Genomic DNA, 21,668 nt, shown 5'->3' on the forward strand with positions numbered 1-21,668 from the left:
TCAGAGGTCTGTGGGCTCAGAAGGAGAGGCTTGATTGCGGGGCATTTGTTTTTTCATGAACAGGCGCTTTCTCATTATCGCCCTTTTATCATTGGTAAAAGGCTCCAGGAGTGTAAGAGTATGGAATGCTTTCTGCGTGGGAAAACGACCATTTAGGTACATTTTCCTTAAAGTATTTCTCCCAGCCATTCTCAGACATCTTCATGGTGCGATCACGGCGTTCACGAAACTGCAGGTAATTTTCATGTAGAGTCCAGCCATACATCATGTTGCCTGCTTTAACACGGTTGGCATAGGCCTCATCGGTTTCATTGAAGCGTTGAGGCGTGGCAATAACCGTACGTTTCACATATTCATCCTGCGTTTCACCGATGCCTCGCCAGCGATTAATCCTGTCAAGAGTGCGGCCCATAGGACCACCCAGCCATTGAGTGAGCATCTTGTTGTCGTTCATAAAGAAGTCGAAAGTGAGACTCGACGCCAGGGCGAATCCGAAGGTTTGAGCATAGGTAAAACCGGATAAAAAACCATGGGCGTATGTTCCGAAGGTGGCTACCGGTCCCAGCACAAGACCGACCGTGGCAGAAGCCAGAGTTTTTACTTTTTGTGGTGTCACCTTATGCAGCACAGGTACCTGAACCCCTTTCCCGGAACCCATGGAATTGACTAGTTCGGGCACCAGACGGGAAATGCTGCGATACATCTGCGGGTTGGCGTTGTACTGTCGGGCAAACAACATGGAGCCGGTTTTCAGCAAAATGACGGAGGAAGCGGCTTTACCCAATGGCATGGCCAGCCCACCCACTTCAGAGATTGTTTCAATTTCGCTGTGATAGGCATATTGCCCGGTTCGGTCGAGATCAACACCGTAGTCTTCCAGCCAGTGCTGAAAAGGTATGAGCATTCTGTGCGCGTAATCCCCCCTGTTGGTCAGATCCAGAAGATAGAGGAACGCCATGTTTGACAGGGACAGCGCGGAAGCCTGCCCGGCGGTACGAGTCGCCAGTAGTGGTTTGTAGCTGGAGAAGTACCAGGTGACAGCCTGTACCAGAAAGGCCGAAGGTTTGACCCAGTAATCATTGAGCTGCTGTACGACCGCTGTGGCATGAGCCTGCATCAATGTGTCATGGACAGCTTTGATCAGTTCTGATTCAGAGAGTCCGGCAGCATTGGCGTAAGGTGTCAGGGTATCCTGAACATTGGCCAGAAACGCTGCCGTCCTGCGGCCATTGTCAAAGGCAATATCGTCAAGAACATAGTTGGCGATGACAGCAACTGCGTACTCTTTCATGTCGGCAACAGAAGCTTTTATACCCGCCGCGCCAGCCACCGTCACAGGGTTAAAGGCACTTTCCAGGAATTCATCAATCCCCCTGTCGGACAGCATCCGGATGACCTTCCTGAACTTAGGCACCTTGACGCCGTGTTGGTAACCAAGGAAATGTTCAAATTCGTCCACTGTCTGATAACCGTCGGCGCCTTTGACGGCCTTTATGTAGTTCTCAAGTTCAATCTTGCTGATCACGCCTTCACGCAGCAGAGTTATGATCTTGTTACCGCTGGCAGAATGGGTAGCGAAGTATTCCGAGAAATCTTTCGGTTTCCCTGGTGCATCTTTGACTAAGTGAATGGCTGTTTTGGCCATGTCGTTAATTTCGTTGTTGTATTGTTGAGACCCGGTTTTCATTTCTTTTCTGGCCCTGTTTGCCAGAGTCTGGACTTCTTCCAGAACATTCAAAGGCCAATCTGCAACAGGTTCGGAAGGGCATTCCGGGAAGTTTGTTTTCAAACTCGTGAAGAATTCCACAATTCGACTGGCCTGACCGAACGTCAGATCATCTCCAGCCAACGCCTGCAAGCGAATTGGCGCAAATTCATCGTCAAAATTGAGCTTTTTAAGGAGGTGTATTTTCTCAGGGTTTTTTGCTGCTAATTCTGCCAGACCCAATGCGGCTTGCAGAGCTTGTTTCTTGAGAGGGTGCTGTTCCATGAAGGTGTGCATATCGGTCAGAACTTTTAACTGCCCCGGCGTGTACTGGCAGTGACTACCCTCATTTTCGAGAGCTTTCTCTTTAGCCCCCAGGGCTTCCTCTGCAGCCACCAGGGCTTCCTTTAACCTCTCAATATCTGCTTGCCTGGTTTCAATCTCCTCTTCCAGGCGGGCCTGTTCCTGAGCCAGTTGTTGGATATAGCCGCCAGTACCATCATCACCGCCCAGCTCTGCCTGCCTGTTTCTCAGGGCATTAACCCGGTATTCATTGGTGTCAGTGGTGTCTGGTTTAAGACCGATGAGTCTTTCCATCGAGCCAAGACAGGCTTCATGAAGATCCGTCAGGTCCTCTTCTGCTTTTGCTACAGCCTTACTTTTCTGCTCCAGGGCTTTATTCAGCTGAACTATTTCTTTCTTGTATACGGTTTCAGTCTTCTCATCGGTGTTTTCAAAACGCTTGATTTCCTCTTTCTTAAGTTCCAGATTCTCTCGTGCATTTCTCTCTTCAAGCAGTGCACTGGTCACCTGCCTGTTTTTCTTGTCGTGACGACGCAGGAATTGCCTGACTTGAATGTACTTTGCCTTGGCCAGAGGCAGTTCACCCAATGGTTCAGCAACTTTATCATCTTGGTCTTGATCATTATTATCTGGATTGCTCCGAAAGATAAAAAAGTAATCATCATCTTCCCGAAAACTTTCGACATCTCCTTTCATCTCGAGGTTCGTATTTGTTTTGGCTCCCAGTTGCTCAAGGATTTCATTCCGTGTCGCTTTACTGTACCTCCCCAGGAAATGCATGATGTCCTCAATTCGCCCAGCAGGTCTTTGTTCATCACCTGCAGCCAGGCCAAGGCCGGTCTGCAATTGTTTCATTGCCTTAGTTAAAAGCGTGTCGTCTTCATCGGAGATATGTTGGACGTCAGCACGGTTCCCCGCAAATAACACATTTTTGCCACGAATTTCATTCAGTTTGCGATGAACATCATTCAGCTCGCTTTCAGCTTCTTTTAATGCTCGACTGGCCATGGCCAGATCACGATCAAAGACGAATCGAGGCTTAGGTCCCAGGCGCGCCATTTGCCTGTCAAGCTCTTCATTAATGGCTGCGATACGCTCATGAACGTCGGGCTGATCTACTTTTAAAACGATTTCATGCAGATATTGGAGAGTTTCTTTAATGAGATTGGACTGAACATCCACAGCGGCATCGTCTTTATAGTTCCCAATGCCAAGGCGATGGGCAATCTCGTTATTTCTGGTTCTTATAATACCTTCGTTATCGTAGAGTTCGTCTAGCTGATAAATCAGTGCCTGAATTTTGGCTGCCATAACTTCCTTCTGTTCATTCAGGCTGGCATCTTTTTCAAATTCTATTTCTAGAGCATCGGCCAGTGTAGCAATGAAAGTCTGGCTTGCTTTTTTAGCAGCAACGTTTTTACTTGTGTCGATACCCAGCTCGTCTTCTAGAGTTTCAAGCATCCTTGTCTGTTGATGTAAGGCTCGATGACCGGCGCCTTCGATATAAAAGACAAGACGCTTACCAAGCCTCCGAATTTTATCTTTCCAGTATTCGTTCTCAGGTATGAAGTCTTCTTGCCTGAAGGCATGCTCTATATGATCCAGTTTTTTTTCGGTGATGTCATCGCTGACAAGTTTTGTAAGAATTCTGTGAAGTCGTTTTTCGTTGTGATCGCCTTCATTGACCTCGATCCCGAGGATTCCTTCGGCGTTTTTCAGTAACTCCAGTGCCTCTTCCTCTGTCCGCTGTCTGGCTTTTGTGATGAATGTCTGAATTTCTTCAGAAATGGCCTGACGACGACTGTACTCATCGTCTTCTCTATCGAGGACATCCATGTCCAGGGCTGCTTCCAGAGCACTCAGTTTATGAAGTACTTCAGGCTTTAATTCGGGGGGATTTTCCACACCTGCAAGTCTGTCGACCCCGCGCCTAGTGTCTTCTGACAGTACCTGACGGTCTTCTAACGTGTTGCGTTCACTCAGTGCAAGACTAAGAACCTCCCTCACGGAATCTTTCCTTAATTTGACGAAAGCTTCGTCCTCAGTGACTTGAGCATTCAGGGTCTGAATGCTCTGAATCAGGCGCTCTTGTTGAGCGTCAATATCTGCATTGCTATCAAAATCCTGAATGTTTAAATGTTCGGCAAGAGCTGCAAAGCGGGCTCTGATTTCAGCTGATTTTTCAGTCTCTGTGCTGGTGCTTTGTCGCCTCTCTGTCACCAGTGCCAGTTTCTCCGGGTCGGACAGGTCTGTCTGTTGTTGCCGATACTGTTGAATGGAGTGAGCGTTGGCAACCGCTCTGTGCATGTCGTTAATTTTCTCCAGGAGACGAATGGCTTGCTCATCCGGTGACCAGGTATCATCCCAGTCATCTATGCCAAGCAGTATTGCCATTTCAGAGTTGTAAACACTTCTGGCATCACGGACTAGTTGTTCCGGCTGGTCGTTGACCTCAGTCAGCTGTCTGGCCATGTTGTTGGAGGAACTGACGACAGTGGGTATATAACAAAGAATCTTCTGAACAGAATGCTGATCAGTCAGAAGATCTCTGAGTACAGGTTTGAAGCTGAAGTATTTTAAGAGTTGGTCCTGCATCCAGGTTGGCGTGATCACTGACGAAGCAGCTTTGATGTGTTCCAGTGTGAACTCAAATTTATGTGTTTGATCCGGAGTCGCACTGCTCAATGCCTGCTGCAGAGATTCATAGTTGGCAAGCGCAAGCGCCGTCAATTTATCTTCCTGTGCAAGCGTCATTTGATCTTTGTTAACTCCGGCTTCGTGCCGTACAACAAACTCTTCCAGTACTGCCAACTGCCTGCTTCGAATGACGTATCGGTAGCTATTGACCTTATGTTCTTGAATCTCTGTTGTTACTTTATGAACGGGGTCATTACCCTCAGCTTCTTTCAGGAGGTTATTGAAGGTTTCTACAAAAGCGATATCGGTCGCGCTCTGTTTCTGACCATGGAAAACAATAACCTCTCCGGGGGCCTCGGTCACTTCGAGTTTTGGATAACCGGCAGGCACAGAGTAAGTCTGCATGTTATCCTCGACGTGTACTATATATCCGACGGGTTTATGGTATGACAGCAGCTTGTTGAGAGCTTCCTGTTGTAACTCTCCTGCCAGTACATGAACCTGTATATAGGCAGAGGTGGCCGCCGCCAGGAGAACCTCATCATTGACAAAGAGCGATTGTCCCAGACGCTCCGGTTCTGGAGGCCGTTCACCCCCCGAGATAAGCCGCATGAAGGTACGCCCACTGACATCAACCTTGTCTACTTCAATAGTGGCAAGGGCAACATAGTGATCACTCGAGCCGAGGTTTCCTGCCCTCTCATCAACGCTTTCCAGCACTGCTAACATCTGTGTGGGTCTGGCGATTTTCGTTAAAGGTTCCAGGGATTTCATGTCAGCCCATTGAGAAAGAACCATCTCAACAGAGTCCTGATCGGTCATTCCGCCTCTGACTTCAATGACCAGTTTCTTTTCTTCAAGGTTATGGCTGAACCTGAAGACTCCCTCATCTCCCACCTTGAGGACTTTGGTGTATTTCTGAGCAACGTCATTCTCGCCGGTTTCAAACAGATCAACACTGGAAACATGACAATCGAAATCAGAAAGAATGTCTGTAAAGCCTCCGGCAGGGCTGACATAGCCCACTCTGAGTCCAGAGAAATCAGGATCAGGGTAGGTAGTTGTAAAGGATTTAGGTATTGGCTGCTGGTTATCATCTAAAGTTGGCCGAACTATGACCTCACTTTGGGTAAACTCCACATGTCGGTCGCCCTGAATATCAACAGATTTTGTCTGCAACCTGCGGTCGGCCAGTGCCTGTGTAGCAATGATGGAAGAATTGATTGCAATCGCCATTGCGAGGCTTAATGCACTGGGGTAAGCATTTGTCATTCTACTACCTCTAACAAAGCATCCAAAGTGTAGGAGTAAGGAATACTTTCTGCATGGGAGAATGACCATTTCGGCACATTTTCCCTGAAGTATTTCTCCCAGCCATTGTCAAACGGCTTCATGGTGCGATCCCGGCGTTCTCGGAACTGCAAATAGTTTTCGTGTCGAGTCCAGCCATGCATCGTGTTGTTTGCTTTAACACGGTTTGCATATTCTTCATCGGTTTCATTGAAGCGTTGAGGCGTGGCAATAGCCGAACGTTTCACATATTCATCGTCGGTTTCGCCGATGCCTCGCCAGCGATTTATCCTGTCAATACTCCGGCCCAGAGGTCCGCCCAGCCATTGAGTGAGCATCTTGTTGTCGTTCATAAAGAAGTCGAAAGTAAGACTCGATGCCAGTGCGAATCCGAATGTTTGAGCATAGGTAAACCCGGATACAAGGCCGTGAACGTATGCTCCGATAGTGGCTACTGGACCGAGCACCAGACCGGCTGTAGCAGAGGCCAGTTGTTTTACTTTTTGCGGTGTCAGCCTGTGCACCAGTGGCACCTGAACCCCTTGCCCGGAACCCATGGATTTCACTGTTTCGGGTACCAGGCGGGAAATGCTGCGATATCTGTAAGGATTGGCGTTGCGCTGTCTGGCAAAGAGCATGGAGCCGGTTCTTAGCAGAATGACTGAGGAAGCGGCTTTAGCCAATGGCATGGCCAGTCCGCCCACTTCAGAGACTTGTTCAACTGCACTGTGGCAGGCATATTGAACGGTTCGGTCAAGATCAACACCATAGCGTTCCAGCCAATGCTGGAAAGGTGTCAATATCCTGTGCGTATAATCGCCCCTGTTGGTCAGATCCAGAAGATAGAGGAACGACATATTCAAGAGGTGCAGTTCGGCAGCCTGCCGGGCACTGTAGGTCACCAGCAGGGGTTTGTAGTTGGAAAAGTACCAGGTCACAGCCTGTATCAGGAAGGCTGAAGGTTTGACCCAGTAATCCTTTAGCTGCTGCTCAACCGCTGCGGCATGAGCCTGCATCAAGTTGTCATGGATAGTCTGGATCAGTTCTGATTCAGATATTCCGGCAGCATTGGCATAAGGTGTCAGGGTATCCTGAACATGAGTCAGGAAAGCTGCCGTCCTGCGGCCATTGTCAAAGGCAATATCGTCAAGAACATAGTTGGCGATGACTGCAGCAGCGTACTCTTTCATGCCGGTAACAGACTCTTTCAGAGCCGTCGGGTCAGCCCCGGTCACAGGAGTAATGGCACTCTCTATGAATTTCTCAACGTCTTTGTCAGACAGCATCCGTAAGGCGGCCTTGAAGTGAGTCAACTGGACGCCGTGTTTGTAGCCAAGGAAGTGTTCAAATTCATCCACTGTCTTATAATTATCGACTCTCCTGATGGCCTTTATGTAGTTCTCAAGTTCAATCTTGCTGATCAGGCCTTCATGCAGCAGAGCCATGATCTTTTTACCGCTGGCAGAATGTCTGGCGAAGTATTCCGTGAAGCTATTCAGGTCACCTGATTTATGATCAACGTAGTGAATGGCGGTTTTGCCCATGTTGTGAATTTCTTCGTCGTATTGTTCAGGCCCTTTCTGTATCTCATTCCTGGCCCTTTGCACCAGCGACCGGATTTTTTCCAGAACATTCTGTGACTGATCCTCCATAAGCTCGGGAGAAGGTTCCGGGAAGCTGGTTTTAAAGCTCCTGAAAACGGCCACAATCCGGCTGGCCTGGGCAAACGTCAGTTCATCGCCGACCAGTCCCTGCAAGCGAACCGGTGCCAATTCATTGTCAAAATCGAAACTCGTAAGGCAGGGTATTGCCTTACCGCTTTTTGCTGCTGATTGTGCCAGACCCATTGCGGCTTCCAGAGCCTGTTTCCTGAGAGAGTGCTGCTGCACGAAGGCGTGCATATCGGCCCGAACTTTTTCCTGTCTTGGCGTGAACTGGAAGGGGCCGCCGTCATTTTCGATGGCTTCCACTGCAGACTTCAGGACTTCTTTCATTCTCTCAACGTCTGCTTTTCTGGCTTCAACTTCAGCTTCCAGGCGGGTCTTTTCCTGAGTCAGTTGCTGGCTCATCTTGCTGCCAGTACCACCATTACCGCCCGCTTGTGTCTGTCTTTTTCCCGGGGCCTTAACCGGTTGTTCACTGCTATCAGTAGTGTCCAGTTCAAGATCCACGGCTTCTTCAATGGTGCTAAGAGTGGGTTGTTGCGAGATACGTCGGAGGTAGGCACGGGTCCCGGTAAATACAAGTTGTTTGATGCGCATAACATCCAGTTTTTGATGAGCAGTTTTCAGCTCATTTTCAGCTTCTTCCAATAAGCGCCTGGCTGTGGCTAACTCACGATCAAGAGCGTATCGGGGTTTAGATCCCAGGCGAGCCATTTGCTTGTCAAGCTCGTCCTCTATAGCCGCAATGCGCTCATTAACATCAAGCTTGCCCGCCCCGAGAACTTCTTTACGCAGCTGTGTGAGTTTTTCTTTAATAAGACTGATCTGGTCGTCAATAGTGGCATGATCCTGATAGTCTTCAATGTTGAGTTGATGGGCTATTTCATTGTTTCTGTCTCTTTTGATACTTTCATTTTCATAGACATCTGAGACTTCATCAGTGAGTGCCCAAACTTTGGCTAATAGAATATGCTTCTTGTCAGAGAGGTTGATATCCTTTTCAAACTCCACCTGCAGATCATTGGCCAGTCTGGCAGTCAGAGTTTTGCCTTTTTCTATAGCGGCATCGCTTTTATAAGGGTAGATCTCCAGCTCATCTTCTACAGACGAAAGATAATAGGTCTGTTGTTCTTTGGCTCGTTGTTCCCATTCTTCGACTTTAAAAGTAAGACGCCCATGAATCGAGTTGAGTCTGACATCCCTTCCTTCCAGATCTTCCGGGGCTGTGCTGAAATCCTCCCAGAGGATTTTGTCCATCTTATCCAGGTCGTCAGCTGAGACATCTCCGCTATCAAGCCTTTTATAAACCCTCTCAAGTCTTGCTGCTTGGTCATCACCTTCATTGATTTCGATGTTGAACATTTTTTCTATGCTTGCCAGTATGTTCAGGGCCTTTTCCTCTGAACGCTCTCTGGCTTCTCTGATGTATTTCTGTATGTCTTCAGAAATGATCTGTTGATGGAGATACTCATCGTCTTCACAACTGAGGCGGTCGTCCTCAAGGGCTCTTACCACGGCTTTCAGTTTATTGAGTACTTCAGGCCTGGCTTTGCGGTGGCCTGGGGTTTGGGTTATTGTTTCTTCCGGCTTTTCAAGCTCATTCCCGTCTTCCCAACAGGGACTTCGTGCTTTCTGTTTTTCCTTATCACCGGCGTCGGCTCTTTCCGTTTCGTGCTGCAACTGACTTTTAAGCTGGGAGAGCCTGGCCTCTGAGATCTGTAGCTGTTCTCGCCTGCTGTCCAGTTTAATATGCTCTTTGGCCATGTCACTCAGGACTTTGGCAGCAAACTGTTCGTCTTCGTAAAAAAAATCGGCCATTAAATGGGAGTAGACAGGTATGGTATTGAGAATATTCTGAACAAAATGCTGGTTAGTCAGAAGATTTCTAAGTGCGGGTTTGAAACTGAAGTGCTCTGAGAGTTGAATCTTCAACCAGGTTGGCGTCATGACTGACGAAGCAATTCTGAAGTGTTCCAGTGCGAACTGAAATCCCTCTGCCTGATCTGAAGTAGCACTGGTCAATGCCTGCTGGAGAGATTCGTAGTAGGCCAGCGTAATCAGTTGACTTTCGTCAAGGTCGGCAGCAGCCAACTGAGCAGCAATCTTTTCCAGCACTGCTATCTGCCTGCTTCGAATGACGTACTGATAGCTTTTGACTTTATGTTTATTAACCCGGGCTGTTGCAGGAGCCGGGTGATTAGCCCCAGTTTGTGCCTGGGGTTTATAGAGGTTTTCTACAAAAGCGACATCATCCGGACTCTGCATCTGACCATGAAAAACAATCACTTCCCCCGGAGCTTCTGTCACTTCCAACTTTGGATAACCGGCAGGCACAGGATAAACCTGTGTGTCATCCTCGACGTGTACAACATATCCGACGGGTTTGCTGTGTGCCAGCAGTTCATTAAGCGCCTCCTGTTGTAAATCCTCCTGCAGGACATGAACCTGAATATAGGCAGAGGTAGCTGCTGCCAGGAGAACATCATCATTGACAAAGAGTGATTGACCCAGACGTTGCAGTTCAGGAGGCTTATTACCTGCGACGAGAGGACGCATGAAGGTACGCCTGTTCACTTCAACTTCTTCTACTTCGATGGTGGCAAGGGGTACGTAGTGATCACTCGCGCCGAGCTTTCCTGCCCTGATACTGGCTGCTTCGAGCACATTAGCCAGTCTTCCGGGCCCGGCAATTTTCGTCAGCGGTTCTAATGGTTCGATGCCAGGAAAACGATCACGCACAGTCTCAAGGGTGTCCTGATCGGTCATTCCGCCTCTGACTTCAATGACCAGTTCTTTTTCGTTAAGGCTATGGGTGAACTTGAAGACTTCCTCATCACCTACCTTCAGGACTTTGGTGTATTTCTGAGCAACATCATTCTCGCCTGTTGCAAACAGGTCGACGCTGGAAACGTCAGCACTGATGGCAGAAAGAATGTTTGTAAAGCCATCAGAAGGAACGATATAGCCCTCTCTGGCTGGCGTCAGATCCGGGTAGGTGGTGGTAAAGGATTTGGGTATTGGCTGCCGGTCTTCAGCTAAAGTTGGCTGAACCCTGACCTCACTCCGGGTAAACTCCACTTGTCCATCTTTCACAATATCGATAGATTTTGTCAGCAGCCTGCGCTCGGCCATTGCCTGTGTAACGATAATGGAAGAGCTGACTGCAAGGGCCACAGCAAGACTGAATGCATTACGGCGGGCATCTGTCATTCTATTACCTCAGAGCTGAGTACCGTGAAAAGCGATTTTCACACCGGGAGAGGTAGCGATTTTTAATCGCTCAAGGCTGTCAATCGCTCAAGGCTGTCAATCCTTCATGGTTGTGGCGGTAAGCTGTTGAGTGAATTTAGTTCACAGTGGCAAATACGTTAAGCTGGTGAGTGAATTTAGCCGATAGCCCATTCTGAAAGAAACCAGTATGTAGTCCCTGATACTGGTTCCATTTGGATAGTTATGAAGGGGGCATCCACTGGTTTCTGATATCAAAGTTCGTCGCGGGTATTCTTGTCATGATCGAACTTCTCAACCTTGTGATCAGTCAGCGCTGCTTTTGGCTCGAAGAAGGCACCCAGCGTGTAAGAGTAAGGAATACTTTCTGAGTGGGAGAATGACCATTTAGGCACATTTTCCCTGAAGTATTTCTCCCAGCCATCGGCAAACAGCTTCATGGTACGATCCCGGCGTTCACGGAACTGCAGGTAATTTTCGTAACGCGTCCAGCCATGCATTCTGTTGCTCGCTTTAACACGATTCGTATAGGCGGCATCGGTTTCATTGAAGTGCTGAGGCGAGGCAATAGCGGTACGTTGCACATATTCATCCTGCGTTTCACCCAGGCCTGTCCAGCGATTCATCTTGTCAAGACTACGACCCAGAGGCCCACCCAGCCATTGACTAAGCATCTTGTTGTCGTTCATAAAAAAGTCGAAAGTCAGACTCGACGCCAGCGTGAGTCCGAAGGTTTGGGCGAAGGTAAACCCGGATACAAGGCCGTGGACGTATGCACCGACAGTGGCTACCGGACCCAGCACCAGACCGGCGGTGGCAGAAGCCAGAGTTTTTACTTTTTGTGGTGTCGCTCTGTGTAGCAGCGGAATCTGAACTCCCTGTCCTGAGCCCATGGATTTCACTATTTCAGGCACCAGACGGGAAATACTGCGATACCTATGAGGATTGGCATTGTGCTGTCGGGCAAATAACATGGAGCCGGTTTTCAGCAGAATGACTGAGGCTGCGGCTTTACCCAATGGCATGGCCAGTCCGCCCACTTCAGAGATTTTTTCAATCCTGCCGTGGCAGGCATATTGTCCGGTTCGGTCAAGATCTACACCGTATCGTTCCAACCAGTGCTGGAAAGGTGTGAGCATTCTGTGCAGATAATCACCCCTGTTGGTCAGGTCCAGCAGATAGAGGAATGACATGTTTGCAAGGGACTGCGTGGTAGCCTGCGAGGCGGGATGAGTCACCAGTAGTGGTTTGTAGCTGGAGTAGTACCAGGTCACTGCCTGCAGCAGGAAGGCTGAAGGCTTGAGCCAGTAATCATTGAGCTGCTGCTCAACTGCGGCAGCATGAGCCTGCATCAATGTGCCATGGATAGTCTGGATCAGTTCTGATTCAGATATTCCGGCCGCATTGGCGTGAGGTGTCAGGGTATCCTGAAGATGGGTCAGGAAAGCTGCTGTCCTGCGGCCATTGTCAAAGGCAATATCGTCAAGAATGTAGTTGGCAATGACCGCAGCTGCGTACTCCTTCGTGCCGGTAACAGACTCTTTCATACCTGCCGGAGCGGTTGCGGTCACAGGAGTGAGGGCAGTCTGTATGAATTCCTCGATACCTTTTTCTGACAGCATCTGGATAACGGATTTGAACTCAGCCACCCCCATGTCGTGTTTATGGCCAAGGAAGTGCTCAAATTCCTGCTCAATCTCGTAACCGCCGACATCTCTGGCGGCCTTCATGTAGTTTTCAAGTTCAACCTTGCTGATCAGTCCTTCATGGAGCAAAGTGATGATCTTGTTGCCACTGGCAGAACGGGCAGAGAAGTATTCCATGAAGCTTTTCAGATCTTCTGGCTCATGTTCAACGTAATGAATGGCTGCTGAGTTCATGTCCAGAATTTCATCGTCGTATAGCTGTGTGTCTTTTCTGGCATGGCTGAAAGAATCTGTCTGAGCATCAAAATCCTGCATGCCTGAGTGTGCGGCAACCGGTGTTGGGGTAACCGGTGTTGCGACAACCGGTGTTGGGGCAATCGATGTTGGGGCAATCGATGCCGGGGTAACAGGTTGACTGATTTCATGAATGTTCTGGTGGCTGAGTCTGGCTTGTTTTTCTGGTGGCTGGGTACCATCCCGGTTATTAATACCAAGCTTTGCCGCCATTTGATTGATGTAATCTTGACTGATTTCTTCTACAGCGACACTAATTACTCTTTTCATAGGTGGGATTCGATCGGTTTGCTCCTGAAGACTCTTTAACCAGTTTCTCCGTTCTGTCATTTCTTTTGCCATCTGAAGGCCCTGTAACCTGATGTGTTGATGAATGGCCTGGCAACGGATTTCCGGGGCCTTTTCGATATCCGGAACCAGACCGAGCTGAACTTCAATGTGAGCCAGCTTCTTATGGATTATCCGATCGGTTAGTTCTTTCTTTTGTTGCAGGTATTGTTTAAAGGACTGAAGGATACGCAGGTCACCTTTATTGACCGAAGCTATATCTCGCTTGCCTTCTGTGGCCGGTGTTTTTGCTTTTACAGCTTCTTCATCAGGCTTAACTTCAAAGACAGCCAGTCTTTTCGGGACTTTCTCATTGGTTACTTGTATGTCTTGTTGCAGCAGTTGTCGAATGAACTGAAGGTAACCCAGACCGTTTTCATCGATCGAAACAATACTGCACTCGCCTTCAGTGGCTACCGCTTTTGCTTTGACAGCTTCTTCATCAGACTGCCCTGTTACGGTAAATAGTGCGGCAACCAATTGGTTGATTTTGAGCACTTTTTTTTTGATGAGTCGGTCTTGTTCTCTAAATGGCTGGATATCATCCCAGTCATCAATACCAAGCTCTGCCGCCATTTGAGCGTTGCGAGCTGTTGTCAGGTCAAAACGCATTTGTTGTTTCTGCTCTGGAAATCGTTCAACTTCCGGCTGAAGTTTCTGTAACAGGTTGTTCTGTTGTTGCTGCTCATAACGAAGCTGCATAAGCTCTTCATCAATTCGTTTTTTGAGTTGAGCTATTCTGAGATGTTCTTTTTCACTGGTAGTGGTTTTTTCTATTTTAAACAGCACTTGCCGTCTAAGATGGGTGAGACCGTATTCTTTTAACAGCAATATTTTCTGATTGTTTTCCGTCTCAATTATCTGTCTGGTAGTCTCGCTTCCGACCTTGAAAACAAGCTTTTTTTTAGTCTCAGGAGTATCACCCAGCTCTTGGTTGATACGATTACAAGCAGGCATCAGGTCATGAATGTCCTGAATAAAGCGCTGGTTATTCAGAAGATTTTCAATTGCAGGTTTAAAGTTGAAGTTTTTTTCGAGTTGATTAAACATCAAGGCAGGCGTGAAGGCCGACGAAGCGACTCTAATCTGTCCTATTGAGAGGTCGAATTCATCTGCTCTATCTTGCATAGCAACGATCAACGCTTGCTGAAGATATTCATAGTATAAAAGCGTCGTCAGTTGCTGCTTGTATGAAAGCATTGACAGTTGCTTATTGATGGCAAGTGTCGTTTTTCCACCTTTGGCAGGTTCAGGGTTGTGCTGTTCAGCTATCCTCTCCAGCAGAGCCATTTGCTTGCTTCGAATGATTTTTTCGTAGCTTTTGACTTTGTCTTTTTTAACTCGTGTTATTGCTTCAGAAGGGGGGCAATTGCAGTCATACCATTGCAACCAGATGTCATATAGAAGCTCTACAAAAGCGACATCAGCCGGGTTCTGCTTCTGACCATGGAAAACAATAACCTCTCCCTGAGCCTCAGTCACTTCCAGTTTTGGACAATTCTCAGGCACAGCATAAGCCTGTGTGTCATCCTCGACGTGTATAACGTATCCGACGGGTTTATGGAATGATAACAGATCGTTCAGAGCTTCCTGTTGTAATTCTTTTCCCAGAACATGAACCTGGGTATAGGCAGAGGAAGCTGCTGCTAAAAGTGCTTCATCATTGATAAAGAGCGTTTGACCCAGACGCTGCAGCCCGGGAGGTTGATCGCCGACAGCGACAAGACGCATGAAGGTACGCCCATTCACTTCAACCCGGTCTACTTCAACTGTGGCAAGGGCAACATAGTCATCAACTTCGCCAAGCTTTCCTGCTCTTCCATGGGCCCCCTTCAGCACTGCAGCCAGTTGTTCGGGGCTGGCGATTTTTGTTAACGGATCTAATGGTTGAATGTCACCTGACTGAGTTCGAACAGCCTCAATTGAGCCCTGATCGGTCATTCCGTTTCTGACTTCAATGACCAGTTTCTTTTCTGCAAGGTTGTGGATGAACCTGAAGACCCCCTCATCACCCACCTTCAGGACTTTGGTGTATTTCCGGGCAGCGTCATTCTTGCCTGTTTCAAACTGATCAACGCTGGAAACGCCGCCATCAATGCCGGGAAGAACATCCGTGAAGCACTCATAAGGAAAATGATAGCCCGTTACGGTCTGAGTCTGGTAAGGGTAGATGGTTGTGAAAGATTTGGGTATTGGTTGCCGGTCGTCACCTACCGTTGGCTGAACTATGACCTCGCGCTGGGTAAACTCCACAGGTATTTTGGCATAAATACCGACAGATCTTGTCTGCAGTCGGCGTTCGGCCATTGCCTGTGCAGTAATGATGGAAGAGCTGATTGCAACGGCCACTGCAAGTCTTAACGCATTGGGGCGAACATTTGTCATTCTACTACCTCAGAGCTGCCAAACGCTCATGGCTGTTCTGTTAAACTGTTGAGTGAATTTAGTTCAGGATGGCAAAGTTGGATATTCCCGGTTTTACTCCCGTCATTCCCGGTTTCACTCCCGTCATTCCCGGTTTCACTCCCGTCATTCCCGCGAAGGCGGGAATCCACACTGACTCACCACCAGAACCATACTGCCTGGTTCCCCTGGCCTCGTCATTCCCGAGAAGGCAGAGATTCACCGTTGGCGCTGGATTCCCGCCTTCGCGGGAATGACGACCTTAGAGCATGAGAACGAGCTGTTGGAGTTTTGCGACACCCGCCTTCGCGGGAATGACGACCTTAGAGCATGAGAACGAGCTGTTGGAGTTTTGCGACACCCGCCTTCGCGGGAATGACGACCTCAGAGTGACTCGAAGAAGACACCCAGAGTGTAGGAGTAAGGAATACTTTCTGTATGAGAGAACGACCATTTAGGTACATTTTCCCTGAAGTATTTCTCCCAGCCATCCGCAAACAGTTTTATGGTGCGATCACGGCGTTCACGAAATTGCAGATAATTTTCGTGTCGCGTCCAGCCATACATCCTGTTGTTTGCTTTAACGCGGCTTGCATACTCTTCATCGGTTTCACTGAAGCCTTGAGGTGATGCAATAGCGGTACGTTTTAAATACGCATTGTCCGTTTCGCCAAGACCCCGCCAGCGATTAATTTTGTCAAGACTGCGTCCAAGAGGTCCAGCCAGCCATTGAGTGAGCATCTTGTTGTCGTTCATAAAAAAGTCGAAAGTGAGACTCGACGCCAGGGCGAATCCGAAGGTTTGGGCATAGGTGAACCCGGATATAAGACCATGGGCGTATGCTCCGACAGTGGCTACCGGACCCAGCACAAGCCCGGCGGTGGCAGAAGCCAGAGTTTTTACTTTTTGTGGTTTCACTCTGTGTAGCAGCGGTACCTGAACCCCTTGTCCGGAACCCATGGATTTCACTATTTCGGGCACCAGACGGGAAATACTGCGATACCTCCGGGGGTTGGCGTTGTGCTGTCTGGCAAACAGCATAGAGCCGGTTTTCAGCAGAATGACTGAGGATGCAGCTTTACCTAATGGCATGGCCAGTCCGCCCACTTCAGAGATTTGTTCAATGCTACTGTGATAGGCATATTGGCCGGTTCGGTCAAGATCAACTCGGTAGCGTTCCAGCCAGTACTGGAAAGGTGTGAGCATTCTGTGCAGATAATCCCCCTTGTTGGTCAGGTCCAGCAAATAGAGGAACGCCATGTTTGAGAGGGACAGCGTGGTAGCCTGCGAGGCGGTATGAGTCGCCAGTAACGGTTTGTAGCTGGAGAAGTACCAGGCGACAGCCTGTACCAGGAAGGCAGAAGGTTTGACCCAGTAATCCTTTAGCTGCTGCTCAACCGCTGCGGCATGGGCCTGCATCAATGCGTTATGGATAACCTTGATCAGGTCTGATTCAGACAGGTCGGCAGCATTAGCATAAGGTGTCAGGGTATCCTGAACATGGCTCAGGAAAGCTGCTGTCCTGCGGCCATTATCAAAGGCAATATCGTCAAGCACGTAGTTGGCGATGACTGCCGCTGCGTACTCTTGCATGCCGACAACCGATTCTTTCATTCCCGCCGGACCGGATGCCATTACGGTCACAGGCATAAAGGCACGCTGCATAAGTGCCTCAGCACCCTCATCGGACAGTTTCCAGACATGGCTCTCGAACTCAGACAATCTGACGCCATGTTGGTAACCAAGAAAGTGTTTAAATTCATCCACTGTCTGATAACTGTCGATTCTTTTGACGGCTTTTATGTAGTTCTCAAGTTCAACCTTGCTGATCAGACCTTCACGCAGCAGAGTGATGATCTTGTTACCAGTGGCAGAATGGCTGGCGAAGTATTCCGAGAAGCCTTTCAGGTCAACCGGTTCATGCTCGACGGAGTGAATACCTGCTGAGCCTGTTCTTTTAATCAGGTCGTCGTATTGTTGAGCCCCTGTTTTTATCTCATTCCGTGCTCTTTGAACCAGATTCTGAATTTCTTCCAGGATATTCACGTGCCGATCTTCTGAAGGCTCTGAGGGGTTTACCGGAAAGTTCCTCTTCAGACTTTTGAAGAATTCCACTACCCGGCTGGCCTGGTCAAACGTCAGATCTTTGCCAACCTCTGCCTGCAAGAGGATGGTTGCAAATTCATCGTCAAAATCGAAACCCTTGAGATATACCAGCCTCTTGCTGTTTGCTGCAAATATTTCCAGGCCTATTGCGACTTCCAGAGCTTGTTTCCTGAGAGGGTGCTGCTGCATGAATGTGTGGATGGCGTCCAGAACTTTTACCTGTTTCGGTGTGTACTGGAAGGGGCCACCGTCATTTTCGACCGTTTTCTCCGCAATCGCCAGGACTACTTTCAGTCTATCAATGTCTGCTTTCCTGGTTTCAATCTCAGCTTCCAACTGAACCTGAAGGTCAGTGCGGCTCCCTTCACACAACTTCTGATCGCGACGAAGAATAGCCAGTTTTAACTTCAGCACACTTTCAACCCATTCTATTTCCTCTCTGGCGCTGGCCACCTCACGATCAAGAACATATCGGGGCTTAGGTCCCAGGCGGGCCATTTGCCTGTCAAGCTCATTCTCAATGACGGCTACACGCTCATAAATGTCAGGCTCACCCGCCTTAAAAATTTCAACATCCAACTGTCGGAGTTTTTCATCAATCAGATCGGTCTGGAGGTCGATAATGGCATCATCTTGATAGTCTTTAATGTTGAGTTGATGAGCCATTTCATTGTTCCAGGCTCTTTTGGCAACTTCATCATCATAGTTTTTGTGAACTTGATTCAGTAATTCACGGATTTTTGCTCTCAGAACAGACTTCTGGCGACGCAGCAGGCTGACATGGTTTTCTGCAAAGGTTACCTCCAGGTCTCTGGCCAGTTTTGCAGTCAATGCCAGACCTCTTTCTTTAGCTGCAACGTTTTGATCAGAGCAGATTTTCAGTTTGCGTTCTGCATCGGTAAGATCAGGATAATAGCCATATCCTTCAATGGCTCGCTTATCGACCTCTTCGACTTTATAGGTAAGACACCTGCGAAGCATATCAAGCCATTTTGGCCGCCTTTTTTTCCCACGAGAAAAAGTAATATGGGCATCAGGGCTTTCAGGTTCGGGATCCTCTTTGAAGTACACAAGCTCAAAGGCCACACGCAGGTTGTCTGTCTGCCAGATATTTTGTAGCTTATCCCGCATGTACTCCGGGATATTATCGTCATTGAGCCTTGCACGAACCCTGGCAAGTCTTGCTGCATTGTCGTCATCTTCATCGATTTCGATGTTAAATACTTCTTCTATGGCTTCCAGCAGGTCCTCAGCTTTTTCCTCTGCCCACTCTCTTGATTTTGTGATGAATTCCTGCATTTCTTCAGAAATAGACTGGCGACGGAGATACACATCTTCGTTTTGATTGGGGTCATGTATCTCCATGGCTTCTTCTACGTCACTCAATATCTTGAGTACTTCAGGCATGGCTCTGGGGTGGCCTGGTGTTCTGATGTCTTCCAGTTGTTCTTCCAGCTCTTTAATTCTGGAGAGCTTGTCTCTTATTGTCGACTCCAGGATGGCGCGGTTGTCCAGTGTGGTGTCTTCCCCAGAGTGTGCTGTTGCAGCAGTTGATGTTGCGGCAACCATCGTTGCGGCAACCGCTGTTGAGCTAACCGGCGCTGTGCTAGCCGGGGTTGGGGCAATTGATGTTGTGGTAACCGGTTGCCTGATTTCATGAATTTTCTGGTTGATAAGCCTGGCTTTTTTTTCTGGTGGCCTGGTATTGTCCTGGTCATCAATACCGGGGTCCTCTGTCGTTTGAGCATTGAGAGCTTTTATGGCATCTGCTCTGGCATCATGAGTTTGTTGTTTCGGCGCTGTAATTCGATCGGTTATCTGCTGAAGTTTTTGTAACGGGTTTTTCTGTTCTTCCTGCTCTTGTCGATTCTGATCAGATTGTTGAATGAGCTTAATCGCCTTCTCGTGAAGGTACTGCAGAATTTCCTGGTGACGGGCTTCCAGGTCGTTTTCGCTTTTCGGAGTCAGACCGAACTCTTCTTCAATTTCAGCCAGCCGAATCTCTTCATCGATGGGGTCTGTATTCCGTTGCAGATGTCGTTGCATGTACTGAAAGAGGGCTCCCTGATCGATTTCATCGCTCAGGATAGGACCAAAACGGCCTTTAATGGCTGCATATGTTACTTTTACAGCTTCTTCATAAAACGGTCCTTTTCCAGTAATTGCTGCGACCCCCGTCTGATGGATTTGATCAATTCTTTTTTCGATGCATCTGGCTTGTTCTTCGAGTGGTTGGGTATCATCCCAGTCATCAATACCCAGTTCTACTGCCCTTCGGCTGTTGTAAGTTTTTCTGGCCTCTTCTCTGGCATCACAAAGTTGTTGTTCCAGCTTTGGCGTTCGTTTGATTTCCTGCTGAAGTTTATTTAACTGGTTTTGCAGTTCTCCTATCGCTTTTCGGGTCTCTGCAAGCCCATTCTCAATTCCCTGATTGAGCACAATTGCTAAGGGTTTTTCCGTTTCGGTGGCAGCGTCTTTCTCCGTGGCGTGTTTTAAGTGGACTCTAAGCTGGATCATTTGTCTTTCTTGTGTCTGCTGGGCTTCCAGTTGGCTTTCCACCTCAATCAGCTGTCTGGAAATATCTCTCATGACTTTGGAAGTAAACTTTTCCAAGTCCCCGGGAACATCGGTCTGTGCCTGATCGGTATGACTGCCATCCGGTATCACTTTCAGAATATTCTGAATAAATAACGGGTTAGTCAGAAGATTTCCAAGTGCAGGCTTGAAGCTGAAGTGTTTTTCGAGTTGATTATGAATCCAGGTTGGCGTGACGACCGATGAAGTGACCTCGATGTGTCCTATTGTGAGTTCAAATTCATCCACTCCATCCGAACTAGCACTGGTTAACAATGCCTGCTGGAGATATTCATAGTATGACAGTGTTCTCAGTTCATCTTCGTAAGCAAGCGTCGTTTGTCCACCTCCGTCAGGTTTAGCATTGTGCCCTGCAGCTAACTCTTCCAGCAGTGCCATCTGCCTGCTTCGAATGGTGTACTGGTAGCTTTTGACCTTGTCTTTTTTAACCTTTACTGCTGTTTCAGAGGAGGAGGTGCAGGCAAATCCTTTCGCCCAGGTGTCGTAAAGGCCATCCACAAATGCGATATCGGCCGGATTATGTTTCTGACCATGGAACACAATAGTTTCACCCGGAGCCTCAGTCACTTCCAGTTTCGGATAACCAGCAGGCACCGGATAAACCTTTGTGTCATCCTCAACGTTGACAACATAGCCGACGGGTGGATGATATGAAAACAGATCATTCAGGGCTTCCTGTTGTAAATCTTTCCCCAGAACATGAACCTGGGTATAAGCAGAGGTGGCTGCCGCGAAAAGTGCCTCATCATTGACAAAGAGCGATTGACCCAGGCGCTGCAACCCGGGAGGCTCATCGCCCGCTGCGATAAGACGCATGAAGGTGCGCCCGTTCACTTTCACGTCATCTACTTCAATGGTGGCAAGGGCAACATAATGATTAACTTCGCCAAGGTTTCCTGCTCTTTCATTCGCGCCTCTGAGTAATCCGGTCAGTTGTTGTGGGCTGGCGATTTTTGTTAACGGTTCTAATGGTTGGATATCACCTGATTGCGCACGAACAGCCGCAATTGAATCCAGAAGGGTCATTCCGTTTCTGACTTCAATGACCAGTTTGTCGTCTTCAAGGTTATGGCTGAACCTGAATACCCCCTCATTGCCAACCTTCAGGACTTTGGTGTACTTCAGAGCAGCATAATTTTCGTCTGTTTCAAACTCGTCAACACTGGAAACGCTGCCCTCAATGCCAGAAAGCACATCCGTGAAACCTTCAGAAGGAACCCTATAGCCTGCTCTTGCCCGAGTCAGATCAGGGTAGGTGGTTGTAAAGGATTTGGGTATAGGCTGCTGGTCATTCCCCAAAGTTGGCTTAACTATGATCTCACTCTGGGTAAATTCCACATGTCCAGTGCCCTGAATATCGACAGACCTGACTTGTAACCTGCGATCGGCCACTGCCTGTGTAGCAGCAATGGAAGAGCTGATTGCAATTGCCACTGCAAGTCTTAATGAATTGGGGCGGGCATTTGTCAT

At 48.3% G+C, this 21,668-nt stretch carries 5 protein-coding genes; 1 reads left to right on the forward strand and 4 read right to left on the reverse strand.

Annotated elements, in window-relative coordinates; all coding sequences use genetic code 11:
* Positions 1-88 precede the first annotated feature (88 nt).
* The 3 genes from ACO6V5_RS01730 to ACO6V5_RS01740 form a co-directional block, all read right to left on the reverse strand.
* Complete coding sequence (locus ACO6V5_RS01730) at positions 89-5,917, reverse strand: hypothetical protein (RefSeq protein WP_422411846.1); 5,829 nt, start codon at positions 5,915-5,917, stop codon at positions 89-91.
* A complete protein-coding gene (locus tag ACO6V5_RS01735; RefSeq protein ID WP_422411848.1) occupies positions 5,914-10,809 on the reverse strand; it encodes a hypothetical protein in 4,896 nt (1,631 codons plus the stop codon). Before ACO6V5_RS01735 ends, ACO6V5_RS01730 begins: the two co-directional genes overlap by 4 nt.
* A gap of 272 nt (positions 10,810-11,081) precedes the next feature.
* Positions 11,082-15,479, reverse strand: coding sequence for a hypothetical protein (locus ACO6V5_RS01740; RefSeq protein ID WP_422411850.1), 4,398 nt, complete (start codon positions 15,477-15,479; stop codon positions 11,082-11,084).
* 68 nt (positions 15,480-15,547) lie between these two features.
* On the opposite strand from ACO6V5_RS01740, the gene ACO6V5_RS01745 reads away from it, so the two are divergent.
* On the forward strand, positions 15,548-15,754 hold the full coding sequence (locus ACO6V5_RS01745; protein WP_422441918.1) for a hypothetical protein: 207 nt from the start codon (positions 15,548-15,550) through the stop codon (positions 15,752-15,754).
* 127 nt (positions 15,755-15,881) lie between these two features.
* On the opposite strand, the gene ACO6V5_RS01750 is transcribed toward ACO6V5_RS01745, so the two are convergent.
* Positions 15,882-21,668, reverse strand: coding sequence for a hypothetical protein (locus ACO6V5_RS01750; protein ID WP_422411854.1), 5,787 nt, complete (start codon positions 21,666-21,668; stop codon positions 15,882-15,884).

Origin of the sequence: Endozoicomonas sp. ALD068 (assembly GCF_049310145.1) — a bacterium.
Lineage (GTDB): Bacteria > Pseudomonadota > Gammaproteobacteria > Pseudomonadales > Endozoicomonadaceae > Endozoicomonas_A.